At 70.3% G+C, this 14,571-nt stretch carries 11 protein-coding genes; 3 read left to right on the top strand and 8 right to left on the bottom strand.

Going from position 1 to position 14,571, the window contains the following annotated elements:
- The first annotated feature begins 61 nt into the window (after nt 1–61).
- On the top strand, nt 62–850 hold the full coding sequence (locus MK786_RS16125; protein WP_374200499.1) for a lysophospholipid acyltransferase family protein: 789 nt from the start codon (nt 62–64) through the stop codon (nt 848–850).
- Here the strand turns inward: MK786_RS16125 and MK786_RS16120 are convergent.
- Nucleotides 819–1,322 carry an OsmC family protein gene (locus MK786_RS16120; protein WP_241113253.1) on the bottom strand — a complete coding sequence of 168 codons (504 nt, stop codon included), beginning with the start codon at nt 1,320–1,322 and terminating at the stop codon, nt 819–821. The two genes, MK786_RS16125 and MK786_RS16120, sit on opposite strands and share 32 nt — an antisense overlap.
- Before the next feature lie 51 nt (nt 1,323–1,373).
- On the opposite strand from MK786_RS16120, the gene MK786_RS16115 reads away from it, so the two are divergent.
- The gene (locus MK786_RS16115; RefSeq protein WP_241113252.1) at nt 1,374–2,363 is read left to right on the top strand and encodes an asparaginase; all 990 of its coding nucleotides are present in this window, start codon (nt 1,374–1,376) and stop codon (nt 2,361–2,363) included.
- A gap of 56 nt (nt 2,364–2,419) precedes the next feature.
- Nucleotides 2,420–3,535 (top strand): alanine dehydrogenase, encoded by a 1,116-nt coding sequence (gene ald / locus MK786_RS16110; RefSeq protein WP_241113251.1) that lies wholly within the window; start codon nt 2,420–2,422, stop codon nt 3,533–3,535.
- A gap of 299 nt (nt 3,536–3,834) precedes the next feature.
- On the opposite strand, the gene MK786_RS16105 is transcribed toward ald, so the two are convergent.
- From MK786_RS16105 to MK786_RS16075, 7 genes are all read right to left on the bottom strand, one after another.
- Nucleotides 3,835–5,403 carry an APC family permease gene (locus MK786_RS16105; RefSeq protein ID WP_241113250.1) on the bottom strand — a complete coding sequence of 523 codons (1,569 nt, stop codon included), beginning with the start codon at nt 5,401–5,403 and terminating at the stop codon, nt 3,835–3,837.
- Nucleotides 5,404–5,434: 31 nt separating this feature from the next.
- On the bottom strand, nt 5,435–7,240 hold the full coding sequence (locus MK786_RS16100) for an FtsK/SpoIIIE domain-containing protein (RefSeq protein ID WP_308220053.1): 1,806 nt from the start codon (nt 7,238–7,240) through the stop codon (nt 5,435–5,437).
- Entirely contained in the window at nt 7,237–8,319 is a 1,083-nt protein-coding gene (locus MK786_RS16510; RefSeq protein ID WP_241113249.1) for a hypothetical protein, read from the bottom strand. The genes MK786_RS16100 and MK786_RS16510 overlap by 4 nt, the downstream gene beginning before the upstream one ends.
- 65 nt (nt 8,320–8,384) lie before the next feature.
- Complete coding sequence (locus MK786_RS16090; RefSeq protein WP_241113248.1) at nt 8,385–9,335, bottom strand: PP2C family serine/threonine-protein phosphatase; 951 nt, start codon at nt 9,333–9,335, stop codon at nt 8,385–8,387.
- A gap of 50 nt (nt 9,336–9,385) precedes the next feature.
- Nucleotides 9,386–11,428 (bottom strand): ABC transporter ATP-binding protein, encoded by a 2,043-nt coding sequence (locus MK786_RS16085; protein WP_374200498.1) that lies wholly within the window; start codon nt 11,426–11,428, stop codon nt 9,386–9,388.
- Entirely contained in the window at nt 11,425–13,155 is a 1,731-nt protein-coding gene (locus MK786_RS16080) for an ABC transporter ATP-binding protein (protein WP_241113247.1), read from the bottom strand. Before MK786_RS16080 ends, MK786_RS16085 begins: the two co-directional genes overlap by 4 nt.
- A 151-nt stretch (nt 13,156–13,306) precedes the next feature.
- A complete protein-coding gene (locus tag MK786_RS16075; RefSeq protein ID WP_241113246.1) occupies nt 13,307–14,299 on the bottom strand; it encodes an aldo/keto reductase in 993 nt (330 codons plus the stop codon).
- Between the last annotated feature and the right edge of the window lie 272 nt (nt 14,300–14,571).

Genomic DNA, 14,571 nt, shown 5'->3' with positions numbered 1-14,571 from the left:
TTTGCCTGCGCTGAGAGTCGCCATGCCGGTAGCGGAATGGAATCGGGAGTACCCTCGACGGGTGACTTCCGACCTGGTACCCGAAGCGGACGAATCGCCCGTTGTCGCACCTCCGGAGGCTCCTGCGACCCGAATGGGCGCCACCTACTTCCTCGGTCGATTCGTGCTGACCCCGACCGCGCGCCTCGTGTACCGCCCGCACATCGAGGGCCGAGGCAACGTGCCCAAGACCGGGCCGGTGATCTTCGCGAGCAACCACCTCTCATTCATCGACTCCATCGCCATCCCCGTAGCCGCTCCGCGCCCGGTGCACTTCCTCGCGAAGGCTGACTACTTCGAGGGCACCGGCTTCAAGGGCTGGGCCTCGCGCGAGTTCTTCACGGCGATCGGCGCCATCCCCGTGCGGCGCGGTGCAGGGCAGGCGGCGCTCGACGCTCTCGACCAGCAGCGCGTGCTGCTCGACCAGGGCAAAGCCGTCGCGCTGTACCCCGAGGGCACGCGATCGCTCGACGGACGCCTCTACAAGGGCCGCACGGGCGTGGCCTTCCTCGCCCTGCAGACCGGCGCCCCCGTGGTCCCCGTCGGCCTCATCGGCACCGACGACGTCATGCCCGTCGGCGCCAAGCGCCCCTCGCGGCAGCACCGCGCGACGGTCAGGTTCGGCGAGCCGCTCGATCTCGCCCATCACGGCCCCGCCAGTTCCGGCAAGGCGCGCCGGCTCGCGACCGACGACATCATGAGCGCGATCCACGCCCTGTCGGGCCAGGAACTCGCCAATGCCTACAACGAGGCGCCCGCGCAGAACCCGATCGAGCGCATCAAGCAGGTCCTGCCGCACGAGCGTCGCTGATCCCTGCGACCACGATCGTCGGCTCGTGCCGCACCGGGAAGTTCACCGAGTTCGCGATGAAGCACCACTCGTTCGCCTGAGCGTGCGCGGCGGTCGCGGCATCCACCATCGACTCCTCGGCGACCGTCACGCGAGGCCGCAGCACCACCTCGCGGAAGGCTCCTCCGCCCCGGCCGTCCTCCACCATGAGCCCGGACGCGTCGTCTTCATAGCCGACCACGACCACGCCCGCCTGCACGCACGCGTGCAGGTAGGAGAGCAGGTGGCACTCGCTGAGTGATGCGAGGAGGAGGTCTTCCGGATTCCACTTCGTCGGGTCGCCACGGAAGGGCTTGTCAGAGGATGCCTGCAGCGTGGGCTTGCCCTCGATGCCGATGGCGACGGCACGGTCGTAGTCGCGGTAGCCCGAGGTGCCGGTGCCCCGATCTCCGGTCCACGTGGTCCGGACGGAGTATCGATGCTCTCCCCACATGTGCACAGTCTGTCATGCGGTCTCCGTCGGCCACGGCGATAGGCTGGCTGGGTGCCGCAGACCTTCGCCGCAGCCGACGCCGTCGAGCTCGCCGTCGTCGACCGCAGTGGCTTCATCGAGTCCCGCCACGCGGGAATCGCGGTCGTGCTCGCACCCGACGGCACGATCCACACCAAGCTGGGCGATCCGTCTGCGCTGATCCTTCCGCGGTCGAGCCTCAAGCCGCTGCAGGCGCTCGCGTGCCTCGCAGCGGGCGCCCCGCTCGAGGGGGAACGTCTCGGTCTGGCGACCGCGAGCCACTCCGGCACCGACCGCCACGTGGCGGTCGTGCGCGACATCCTCGGGGCGGCAGGTCTCGGCGAAGAGGCACTCGGCTGTCCGCCCGCGTGGCCCGGAGACACCGCCACTCGCGACGAGCTGGTGCGCGAGCGCTCCGAGCCCTCACGTGTCCGCATGAACTGCTCGGGCAAGCACGCCGCGATGCTCCTGACCTGCGTCACGAACGGCTGGGATCCGGCCGGCTACCTCGCTGCCGATCATCCGCTCCAGCTCCATGTGCGCGAGGTCATCGAGCGTCTCCTCGGCGAGAAGGCTGCGGCCACCGCCATCGACGGCTGCGGCGCGCCGGTGTACGCGACGACCCTCTTCGGGCTTGCACGGGCCATCCACCGCATCGGTAACTCGTCGCCGACGTCGCCGTTCGCGCTGCACCGCAGCGCCGGCACCCTGGTGCAGGCGGTGCGCGAGAACCCGTGGACGATCGACGGCCCCGAGCGGCCCGACACCATCGTCAATGAGCAGCTCGGCGTCTTCGCCAAGGGCGGCGCCGAGGGCGTGATGGTGATGGTCGCCCCCGACGGCACGACCGTCGCACTCAAGATGCTCGACGGCAGCGGCCGCGCCGCGACAGCCGTCGGGCTGCGCCTGCTCGAGCGCGCCGGCGCCCTCAGCTCGAACGAGGTGGCGGCCACGATGCAGAAGCTTCCGCTGTCGATCCTCGGCGGCGGGCAGAGTGTCGGGGCGATTCGCCCCGCCTTCTAGAGGCGCTCCCACAAGGAGCCCGAGCGCTCCAACGGCGGAGCGGAAAGGATCACACGATGAGGATCAGCGTCCCCACCGAGGTGAAGAACAATGAGTACCGGGTGGCCCTGACACCCGCCGGCGTTCACGACCTCGTCGCCGCGGGCCACGAGGTGTTCGTGCAGCGCGGCGCCGGAGCCGGCTCGTCGATGCCCGACAGCGAGTACCAGTCCGCCGGAGCCACCCTCCTCGACGACGCGGCGGAGGTCTGGGCGCGAGCCGAGCTGCTGCTCAAGGTCAAGGAGCCGATCGCGAGCGAGTACCCGTACTTCCGCGACGACCTGGTGCTGTTCACCTACCTGCACCTGGCGGCGGACCGGCCGCTCACCGACCGCCTGGTCGAAGACCGCGTGACCGCGATCGCGTACGAGACCGTCCAGGTCGCGGGAGGCGGCCTCCCGCTGCTCGCACCGATGAGCGAGGTCGCCGGTCGTCTCGCACCGACGGTCGGCGCCGCGACGCTCATGCGCTCCGCCGGCGGGCTCGGTCTGCTGATGTCGGGGGTTCCGGGCACACGGCCGGCCCGCGTGACGGTCATCGGGGGCGGCGTCGCCGGCGCGAACGCGGCGGTGATCGCGGTGGGCATGGGCGCCGACGTCACGGTGTTCGACACGAACGTGCAGCGCCTGCGCTACCTCGACGACCACTTCCAGGGTCGCATCAAGACCGCAGCATCCAACCCGTTCGATCTCGACAAGGCCGTCGTCGACTCCGACCTCGTCATCGGCTCGGTGCTGATCCCCGGCGCGAAGGCGCCCAAGCTCGTCACGAACGAGATGGTCTCGCGCATGCGGCCGGGCAGCGTGCTCGTCGACATCGCTGTCGACCAGGGCGGCTGCTTCGAGGACACCCGCCCCACGACCCACGCCGACCCGACCTTCCCCGTGCACGGAAGCGTCTTCTACTGCGTCGCGAACATGCCGGGCGCCGTGCCCAACACGTCGACCTCGGCGCTCACGAACGCGACCCTCCCCTACATCCGCCAGATCGCGCGTCGTGGCTGGAAGGACGCACTGCGAGCGGATGCCGCGCTCGCGGGCGGCCTGAACACCGTCGACGGTCGCGTGGTCAATGCCGGTGTGGCGACCGCGCACGGTCTCGAGCTCGCCCCGCTGGAGGCCGCGCTCGCCTGATCCGCTCGACCTCGTCGCCCGGCTCACCCGAGCTGGGCGACGAGGGTGAGCCGTCTCCCGTCGACCTCATCCCGTGTCCGCATGCGTCGAGGATGCGGCGCGGCGACCGCGCGGCTCCGTCTGCGCCTCTTCGGCTCGCCTGGTCACTCTGGTGCGCTCACCTGTCACGAAGTGCCGCGGCGGTCGGCCCTTTGTGACAGGCGAGCAGCGCGCCGGGTCACTCTGGTGCGCTCACCTGTCACGAAGTGCCGCGGCGGTCGGCCCTTTGTGACAGGCGAGGAGAGCTCGGACCTGCGGGATCACGCGAGTCCGCCGTCGATCGAGCGGCTGAAGTCCGCCGGATCCTCGGGTACGAGCACCGGGGTGTCGCGATTGAGGCTCTCCCCGTGGAAGAACGGCTTCGCCCGCGGGAAGAAGAACCACAGGAACATCAGCAGCACGCCGAAGGCGAGCGCACCGATTCCGATGAGGAAGGTGCTTCCGATGCCCCACAGTCCGCCGCCGTAGCCGTAGTCGATGTCCCACATGTCGATCGCCGACTGGATGAACGCGTAGGTCAGCATCAGCGCACCGAGGAGCGGGAGGAGGAACTTGTAGAAGAAGTTCCGGGTCGACGTGAAGAGCTCCCGGCGGAAGTACCACACGCACGCGTAGCCGGTGATGCCGTAGTAGAACGCGATGGCGAGCCCAAGCGACAGGATCGAGTCCTGCAGGATGTTGTCGCTGATGATCGTCATCCCGACGTAGTAGACGCTCGCGACGATGCCCATGACGAGAGTGGAGAACGACGGCGTCTTGTAGCGCGGATGCACGGTGGCGAACCGGCGCGGCAGCGCCTTGTACGCGGCCATCGAGAGCGTCCCGCGGGCCGTCGGCAGGATCGTCGTCTGCGTCGACGAGATCGCCGAGATCATCACCGCGACGACGAGCACCCAGCCGAGCGGGCCGAGGAGACCGTCCTTTATCGCGAGGAAGAAGTCGTCGGCGTTCGCTTCGTTGCCGAGGCCCGTGCCGACGTCCCCGAGGCCGGCGTACATCATCGCGGCGATCGTGACGCCGACGTAGGTCACCAGCAGGATGACCGTCGTCAGCAGGGCGGCGCGGCCCGGGATGCGCTTCGGGTCCTTCGTCTCCTCGTTGAGCGCCAGGCAGGTGTCCCAGCCCCAGTAGATGAACAGGGCGAGCAGGATCGCCTCGATGAACCCGCCCCATTCGGTGAAGGCGAACGGGTTGAACCACGACCAGTCGAACGGCGTGGGGTCGGGGGCGGATCCGTCGAAGAACTTCCACAGCGCGGCGACGACGAAGATCGCCAGCGCGACGTACTGGATCGCGAGCAGCACGTTCTGGATGCGCTCGCCGATCTCGACGCCGCGCCAGCTGACCCAGGTCATCGCGGCGATGAACACGACGCCGGTCGCCGTGACGAGCGGCACGTTGTCGGAGAGCAGGGCGTCGTCGGAGGAGCGGACGATCCCGTCGATCAGCGCCCAGAAGTAGATTCCCGCGATCTGTGCCAGGTTGGCGAGCACGACCATCCCGGCGACGGCAACGCCCCAGCCGCCCATCCAGCCCACCCACGGGCCGAATGCCTTGGTGCCCCACGTGAACGTCGTGCCGCAGTCAGGTACCGCGTTGTTGAGCTCCCGGTAGGCGAAGGCGATGAACAGCATGGGGATGAACGCGATGACGAAGGCGATGGGAGCCTGCGCGCCGACGGCGAGCACGACGAAGCCCAGCGTCGCGACGAGCGAGTACACGGGGGCGGTCGAGGCGAGGCCGATGACCGTGGACCCCCAGAGTCCCAGCGTGCCCGCTGCGAGCCCCTTGCCTTGCGGACGTTCGAGGTTGATCGGGGTTGTAGACACACAGTGACGCTATGGCGCGGTCGGGGGCTAATCAAGGCCACGCGCGGGGACGGTCCGGCCGGACCTGGACCGAAGGAAGGACGATGCGGACGGCGTCGGCCCCGGCCGAGATCAGCCACGCGCGCCCTCGGCCGGACTCGCAGTACGGCGGAAGAACCCGGGAACCCGTCAGCAGCCGGAACTCGGCGGCGCAGGACGTGTCGACCACGAGGTCGTGATCGCCGCGCGCATCGGCGAGCAGGCGCCAGTGCCGCTGCCAGTCGTCGGGCTCACCGACGACGACGACCGGACCGTCCGCGGTGACCGCCGGGTCGGCCGCGTAGCCGTCGACGGAGACGGAGCGGATGCCTCGCCGCTCCCACTCCGCGAGGGCAGCCCGCGCCGCGGGCGAACGCCGCGTCGCGAAGGCGGTCAGTGGCGCCGAGGGGTACCAGTCCAGTGCCGGATCGGGCGCGTCGCTGGGGCGCCTCGGTGCGAGCGCGACCTGCAGCGCAACGCCGTCAAGCGCCCCGCGGCCGGGCGGCGCGCCCGCCTCGAAAGCTGTGGGGTCGCCGCCTGCGGCGATGTGCTCGGTGCGCGTCGGGAACGGCAGCAGCAGTCGCTTCGGGAAGAGGTCGGCGATCCGCGCGACGCCTCCGGCGAGGCGGTGCGCGCTCGCCACGACGAGGACGCCGTCCGATCCGGCGCGACGCAGGAGCTCCTCGATCCGCTCGAGCGCCACCTGAGCATGCTCGGGCGGGAGCCGCATGGCGACCGCGTCGAGGTCGTCGATGCACACGAGGGTGCGCGGGGGTGGCGGATCGGCGGCGAGCGCCGCGATGGCGTCCCACATCGGCTCCGGTGCGGCCGGCACCCTCACGAGCGCCGCCGGAGCCTGGGCCACGGCGAGCGCGACAGTGTTCGTGAGGCCGGCCCCAGGGCCGCCGAGCACGAGCAGTCCGCGGTCCTCGATGCGGAGGGTCGCGGCTCGCTGGCGCTGGAGGTTCGGTTCGTCGGCGAGGCCCACCAGGATGGCGTCGCCGTTCACCGCAGACCCGGCGAGCTCAGACAGCTCGGGGAGCGACAGCCGGTCTGAGAGTCCCGGCAGCCACGGACGGCGCGGCCGCTCGTCCCCGCCCCGTGCCACCGCGGCCTCGACGTCGAACGCATCGGACAGTGCGATGCGCACCGGCCGCGGGCGGGCATCGCTCGCCCGGCGCAGCAGAGCGTGCCCTCTCCCATCGGCTCCGCCTGGCAGCAGTGCGGCTTCGTCGGTGCCGATGAGACTGCGGCTGTCGGCGGCATCCGTCACACGGAGGCTGATGCGCAGCGGACAGTTGGCAAGGAGGCTGTCGCGGATCACGCCCGCCGCGCGCTGCGTGCCGAGCACGAGGTGGATGCCCAGCGCACGCCCGCGGGCGGCCACGTCTGCGAAGACGGCATGCAGCTCGGGATGATCGCCGAGCAGCGCGGCGAACTCGTCGACGAATACGACCAGTCGCGGCAGGGCCACACGCGGGTCGAGGATGTCGCGGGCGCCGACCGCGGCGAGCTCGCCCTCGCGCCAGCGCACCTCCGCCCGGAGGCTCTCGATAGCCCGGCGCGCACCGGCGCCGTCGAGGTCGGTGATCACGCCGGTCACATGCGGCACGGCCGCGAGCGCGTCGAACGCGGTGCCGCCCTTGAAGTCGGCGAGAAGGAACGTCACCTGCTTGGTCGAGTGCGTGCGGCACAGCGCGAGGATCCAGGTGATGAGCAGCTCGCTCTTCCCCGACCCGGTGACGCCTGCGACCACCGCGTGCGGGCCGTCGGCGACGAGGTCGATGACTGCGGTCTGCCGTCCCTCGAGCCCGATCACCGCGGGTAGACCGCCCTGTCCGTCGGCGGCGGCGGCATCGAAGAGGAGATCAGCGAGCGCCACCGGGCCGCTGTCACCGCCCCGCAGCCCCAGAACCCGCTCTGCGCGCTCGGCGAGCATCCCCGCGATCGCGGCCGCCTGCTCCACCGCGAGACCCTCGACGTGCACGTCGGCCACCTCACCGCCCCGCTCGACCGTCGCGGAGTCGGGGGCGTGAACCGTGATGACCGTGCCGCACCGCGGGGGCAGCGGTCGCCATTCGCGCAACGGCCGACGACGATGTCGGCGTCCGGCGGCACGGTCGCCCCCGGAGCGAGGACCGCGAGCCGCCGAGGTGCGCCGACCCCACGGTGCGGGAGGGCCTCCATCCAGGCGAGCTCGCCGGTCACGGGGCCGACGATGGTGAGCTCTCCCGGCGGACGAGCGAGACAGAGCTGGATGACGAGCGCCCGCTGCACGGCGGCAGCCATGACGCGCGCGCCGACGACGACCACCCCGCCGTCTGCGGGCGCGGTCACCGGTGCATGCGACAGGCGGGACGACCGCGCCCGAAGCGCGACCGCACGCACGTCGCCGTCTCCGCCGGTGATCCGCACGGCGCTCGGGACCTCACCCTCGCCGATCACGAGAAGGTCGTCGCGGCCGGGCGAGCTGCGCCAGACCTCGTCGTCGCGGCCGACGAAGGAGGCGACATCCGGATGCCGCGCCCAGGCGCGCCGGCGCTCGTCATCGTGTCGCTGCGCCACCGCCCGTGCGACCTCGGCGTGCACGCGGACGGCGTCGGCCTGGTGCCGGCGCCGGTCGCGTCGTGCGCTGCGGGAGGCGTCGGCCAGCGTCGCCACCGCGATCAGCGGACCGAGGGCGGCGAGCCACAGCGACAGGATGGATCCTGTCACGAGCCAGAGCCCGATGGCCCCGACGATCGGGACGATGGCCGCGACCACCGGAAGCGGTGGGCGGGAGGGCTGCGTCCAGGCCGACGGCAGGCTCAGCGGCTCGTTCGAGAGCGGATCGACGGCAGAACCTTGATCGGCCGCGGCGGGGCGAGGAGCAGCGAAGCGGGGAGCGGCGAAAGGCACACCTCAGTACAGCGCCGCGCAGTCCCCGCTGAGGCGCGGGTGCGCCGATGTGTGGACGGCGGCGCTCAGCGCTGGGTTGGGGAGGACTCGTCGTCAGTAGGGGCGTCGGCAGCGGCATCCGCACCATCGCCATCCGTGCCGTCGGCGACGGCGTCGCCATCCGCGACAGCCCCGCCGTCGGCAAGACCCTCGCCGTCGGCGACAGCCTCGTCATCTGCAGCCGCAGCACCCTCCTCGGTCACGGCGCCCGACGCCGACCCGACGTCCAGCACGATGATCGTGATGTTGTCGCGACCGCCGTTCTCGAGCGCGGCGTCGAGCATCGCGTTCACGGCGTCGGCCGGGTCGGCGTTCTCGTCGAGGAAGTGGCGGATGCCGTAGTCGGTGAGCTCCTTGGTGAGCCCGTCGGAGCAGATCACGAACCGGTCGCCCTCGGCGACGTCGAGACGCACGTAGTCGGGCGTGACGCCCTCACTCGGCCCGACGGCACGCGTGATGACGTTGCCGTACGGGTGATTCTCGGCCTCTTCGGGGCTCAGCCGTCCGGAGGCGATGAGCTCCTGCACGACGGAGTGGTCGGTGGTGATCTGCACGATGGCGCCGTCGCGCACGAGGTACACGCGCGAGTCGCCGATGTTCAGGGTGACCCAGTGCGCGGTGTCGCCGCTCGTGTCGAGGTACAGCCCGGTCAGGGTCGTGCCGGTGCCGTCATCTGTCGCCTCGGGGTGCGACGCGATGTCTTTCACCGCACGGGCCAGGGCCTTCTCGATCGCCTTCGGCGTGACGGCGCCCGCGTCGGCCACGACCTTGAGCCGATCGATGGTGCTGGCACTGGCGATCTCGCCTCCGACGTGACCGCCCATGCCGTCGGCGACGACGAACAGCGGGTACGAGGCGAACATGGCGTCCTGGTTCACCTCACGCCGGCGACCCGTGTCGGTGACCGCCGCCCACGCCAGGTCGATGATCCCACCGGGCACGGGCACCGAGAGCGACTGGGTGGATACCTCGGACACGCCGTCGTCCTCCCGATCGAATTGGCGCGGCCCGGCGTCCGGGCGCGTCTTCACATACTAGTGGATTCCTCCCCCACGTCCTTGGCGGCGGGGGCCGATGGCGCGCCGGACACCGATGCTCCGACCGCGACCGAGTCCTCGAGGATCTCCTGGTCCATGGGCGCTTCGAACTGCGCGTTGTAGAGCCGCCAATACGCACCGCGGGCGACGAGCAGCTCGTCGTGGCTGCCCTGCTCGACGATGGATCCGGCCTCCATCACGAGGATGAGATCGGCGTCGCGGATGGTCGAGAGCCGATGCGCGATGACGAAGGCGGTGCGGTCCTCGCGCAGACGCGACATGGCCCGCTGGATGAGAAGTTCCGTGCGCGTGTCGACGGAGCTCGTCGCCTCGTCGAGGATGAGGATGCGCGGATCAGCAAGGAACGCCCGAGCGATGGTGACGAGCTGACGCTCCCCCACGCTCAGGTTCGTCGCCTCGTCGTCGAGCATCGTGTCGTACCCGTCGGGCAGGGCGTGGACGAAACGGTCGACGTAGGCGGCCGTGGCTGCGGCGAGGATCTCCGCCTCGGTGGCGTCGGGCCGGCCGTACGCGATGTTCTCGCGGATCGTGCCCGCGAAGAGCCACGTGTCCTGCAGCACCATCCCCGTCCGCGCGCGCAGGTCGTCGCGCGTCATGCGACGGGTGTCCACGCCGTCGAGCGTGATGCGGCCGTCATCCACTTCGTAGAAGCGCATGATGAGGTTCACCAACGTCGTCTTGCCGGCGCCGGTGGGACCGACGATTGCGACCGTGCTGCCGGGCTGGGCGGTGAGCGAGAGGTCCTCGATGAGCGGCTTGTCCGGCGAGTAGCGGAACGAGACGCCCTCGAACGCGAGGTGACTCGCGGCGTCGGGCGCGGTCTGCGCCGGGGCGTCATCGGGCTGCTCCTCGCCCTCGTCGAGCAGCTCGAACACCCGCTCGGCGCTCGCCACACCCGACTGCAGGAGGTTCGCCATCGACCCGAGCTGGCTCAGTGGCTGGGTGAACTGGCGCGAATACTGCATGAACGCCTGCACATCGCCGATCGACAGCAGCCCGGCCGCCACCTGCAGACCGCCGACCACCGCGATCGCGACGTACACGAGGTTCCCGATGAACATCATCGACGGCATGATGATGCCCGAGATGAACTGCGCGCCGAAGCTCGCTTTGTAGAGCTCGTCGTTCTCGGCGCGGAAGTCGGCTTCCACTTCGCGCTGGTGGCCGAACACCTTCACGATCGAGTGGCCGGAGAAGGTCTCTTCCACGCGCGCATTCAGCACGCCCGTCGACTTCCACTGCGCGGCGAAGAGCTTCTGCGACCGCTTCGCGACCACCACCGTGATCACCACGGTGAGCGGGATCGTCACGAGGGCGATGACGGCGAGCAGCGGAGAGATCACGAACATCATCACGAGAACGCCGACGACGGTGAGCAGCGAGATCACGACCTGCGAGATCGTCTGCTGCATCGTCTGGCCGATGTTGTCGACGTCGTTGGTGACGCGGCTGAGCAGCTCGCCGCGCTGCACCTTGTCGAAGTAGGCGAGCGGCAGCCGGTGCACCTTCTCTTCGACCCGCAGCCGCAGCTGGTGCATGGCACGCTGGACGACGCCGTTGAGGATCCGCGCCTGAAGCCAGCCGAAGACGCTCGCCAGCACGTACACCGCGAGCACGGCACCGAGGATCCACGCCAGCTGCTCGAAGTCGACGCCCGCGCCGGGCGTGAACTCCATCGCGGCGATCATGTTCGCCTGATCCACGTTCCCCTGCGCGATCAGCCCGTCCACCACCTGCTGCTTCGTCGCACCGGGCGGCATCTGCAGCGACACGAATCCGGCGAACACGACGTTCGTCGCGTTCCCGAGCAGCTTCGGGCCGATCACCGTCAGCGCGACGGACAGCACCGAGAAGATCAGCACCGCGATGAGCGCGGGCGTGTCGTGGCGCAGCGTGCCGAGCAGCCGCTTCGCACTCGGACCGAAGTTCTGCGCCTTCTCCCCTCCGCCGACCTGGCCCATCGGTCCGCGCTGCATCGGCATCCGCCGAGGGGCGCTCTGCGAGCCGCTCATGCCGCCTCCGCCGCGAGCTGCGACTCGACGATCTCGATGTACGTCTCGCACGTCTCCACGAGCTCGTCGTGGGTGCCGATCCCCACCATGCGCCCGTGGTCGAGCACGATGATCTGATCGGCATGGCGGATCGTCGACACGCGCTGCGCGACCACGATCCTCGTGGCATCGGGCAGCTGCGCATCGAGGGCGCGGCGGAGCGCGGCATCCGTCGCGAGATCCAGCGCCGAGAAGGAGTCGTCGAAGATGTAGACCTCGGGTCGCTTCACCAGGGCTCGGGCGATGGCCAGTCGCTGACGCTGCCCTCCGGAGACGTTCGTGCCACCCTGCGCTATCGGCGCCTCGAGCTGTTCGGGCAGGGCCGAGACGAAGTCCTTCGCCTGAGCGAGCTCGAGGGCGTGCCACAGTTCGTCGTCGGTCGCCTCGCCGTTGCCGTAGCGCAGGTTCGACGCGACAGTGCCGGAGAACAGGAAGGCCTTCTGCGGCACCAGCCCGATGCGCTGCCACAGCTCGTCCGGGTCGTACTCGCGCACGTCGACGCCGTCGACGCGCACCGCGCCGGCGGTCACATCGAACAGCCGTGCGACGAGGCCGATGAGCGTGGTCTTGCCGGCGCCCGTCGAGCCGATCACGGCCGTCGTGGTGCCGGGCTCGACTGTGAAGGTCAGGTCGTGCAGCACGGCGTCGTCGGCACCGGGGTAGGCGAAGTCGACAGCGTCGAACTCGACACGACCGGCAGGAACGGGGGCGGATGCCGCGACCGCCGGCGCGTCGACCGATGGCGCGGTCTCGAGCACTTCGCCGATGCGGTTCGCACACACGGCCGCGCGCGGGATCATCACGAACATGAAGGTCGCCATCATGACGCCCATCAGGATCTGCATGAGGTACTGCAGGAACGCGAACAGGGTGCCGATCTCGACGCCGCTGTTCTGCACCTGGAAGGCGCCGAACCAGATCACCGCGACGCTCGAGACGTTCATGACGAGCATGACGGCGGGGAACATCAGCGCCATGAGGTTGCCGGCGCGCAGCGCCGTCTCCTGCACATCGGCGCTGCCCGCGGTGAAGCGCACCTGCTCCTCGGGCTCGCGCACGAACGCGCGCACAACGCGGATGCCCGTGAGCTGCTCGCGCATGATCTGGTTCACGCGGTCGATGCGGGTCTGCATCTTCGTGAACGCGGGAACCATGCGCGACACGATGAGGCCCACGATGATCAGCAGCACCGGGATCGCGACAGCCATGAGCCACGAGAGGCCGGCGTCCTGCTGGACCGCGAAGATGACGCCGCCGATCGCGAGGATCGGCGCGGAGACCATCAGGGTCGCCGACACCTGCACGAGCATCTGCACCTGCTGCACGTCGTTCGTGTTGCGGGTGATGAGTGACGGCGCGCCGATCTGCCCGACCTCGCGCTGCGAGAACGCCACCACGCGGTGGAACAGGTCGCCGCGCAGGTCGCGCCCCATGCCCATCGCCAGGCGCGATCCGAAGTAGACCGCCACGATCGCGCACGCGATCTGCACGAGGCTGATCGCGAGCATCACGCCGCCGGTCTGCCAGATGTACGGGATGTCTCCGGTGACCACGCCGTTGTCGATGATGTCGGCGTTCAGCGTGGGCAGCAGCAGCGAGGCCATCGACTGCGCGAACTGAAAGACGACAACGGCGATGATGAGCGGCCACGCAGGTCGCAGGTATCGCACAAGGAGCTTGCCGAGCACGACCGTCCCTTCCGGTGCGCCGAGACCGCCGCGACCGCGGCAGCGCACAGAGAGCGACGCTACGCCTGGCCGAGGACACCCCACAACCCGGGCGCTACGCCGTGGGCGAACCGCGCCGTACGAGACCGCCGAACCGGGCGGCGGAGCGCGGTCAGACCCTCGCGCCCGGGTCCTCCGGCAGCGGGAAGAGGGCGTCGATCTCCGCGATGTCGTCCGCAGTGGGCGACCACGCGGTGGCGGCGGCGGCGTTGGCGCGGACCTGCTCCGCACTCGTCGCGCCCGCGATGACGCTCGCGAGCACGGGGTTGGCGAGCAGCCAGCCGAAGGTCGCGTCGAGCATCGTGATGCCGCGCTTGTCACAGAATGCCTGGAACTGCTCGAGCTCGTCCCACGGCGCCTCCTGCCACACGTGCTGACGCTGCCGCATGATGCGGGTGTCCTCCGGCGCGTGGTCGCGCGAGAACTTGCCGGTGAGAAGTCCGTTGTGCAGCGGGAAGTACGGAAGGAAACCGAGCCGGAAACGCTCGGCCGCCGGGATCACCTCGCGCTCCGACGCGCGCGCCAGCAGGCTGTAATGGTTCTGCGCAGAGACGAACGGGATGCCCGATCGCCGCGCGGCGACGTAGTGCGCCTCGGCTATCTGCCAGCCGCTGAGGTTGGAGTGCCCGATGTAGCGGACCTTGCCCTCGCGTACGAGGTCGCCCAGCACGTCGAGCGTCTCTTCGATGGGTGTCCCCGGGTCGGGCGTGTGCAGCTGATAGAGGTCGATCCACTCGGTCTGCAGACGGGTGAGGGATGCCTCGACCGCCTGTCGCACGTACGACCGTGAGGCCTTCGCCCCGACGACCGGCAGGCCCATGTCGCGGCCCGAGTGCCCGAACTTCGTCGCGAGCACCACGCGGTCCCGACGACCGCGCAGAGCCTCACCCATGAGCGACTCGGAGAGCCCGGGGTCTTTGCCGTACATGTCGGCGGTGTCGAGGAACGTGACGCCGGCGTCGATCGCGGCGTCGAGCACGTCCCGCGTGCCGTCGAGGCTCTCGGTGCGGGTGCCTGCGCGGCCGAAGTTGTTGCAGCCCAGGCCGACGGCCGAGACGAGGAGTCCGGAGGCGCCGACGCGGCGCAGGGGAACGGGGGAGGTCATCCCTCCACGTTATCCCGCGTGCCGACGGCGCGCTCCGGGAGCCGGGCTCACAGAGGGCGGAGGGCGCCGAGGCACGCGAAGACCCCCCGCCCGAGGGCGAGGGGTCTTCGTGCTGCGCTACGGGCGAGGAGCGTCGGGCGCGTCCGGCGCCGCTGGCGGCTCGGACGCCGGCGGTTCGGTCGCCGCGGGCGGCTCGGTCGCTGCCGGAGGTGCCGCGGGCGGCTCCGCTGCCGGCGGCGCGGCTGCCGGAGGAGCGGCAGGTGCGTCCGGCG

The organism is Microbacterium sp. CFH 31415, assembly GCF_022538185.1.
Classification (GTDB): Bacteria; Actinomycetota; Actinomycetes; order Actinomycetales; family Microbacteriaceae; genus Microbacterium.
The sequence above is the reverse complement of the archived record's forward strand: the minus strand, read 5'-3'. Positions and strand labels throughout refer to the sequence as shown.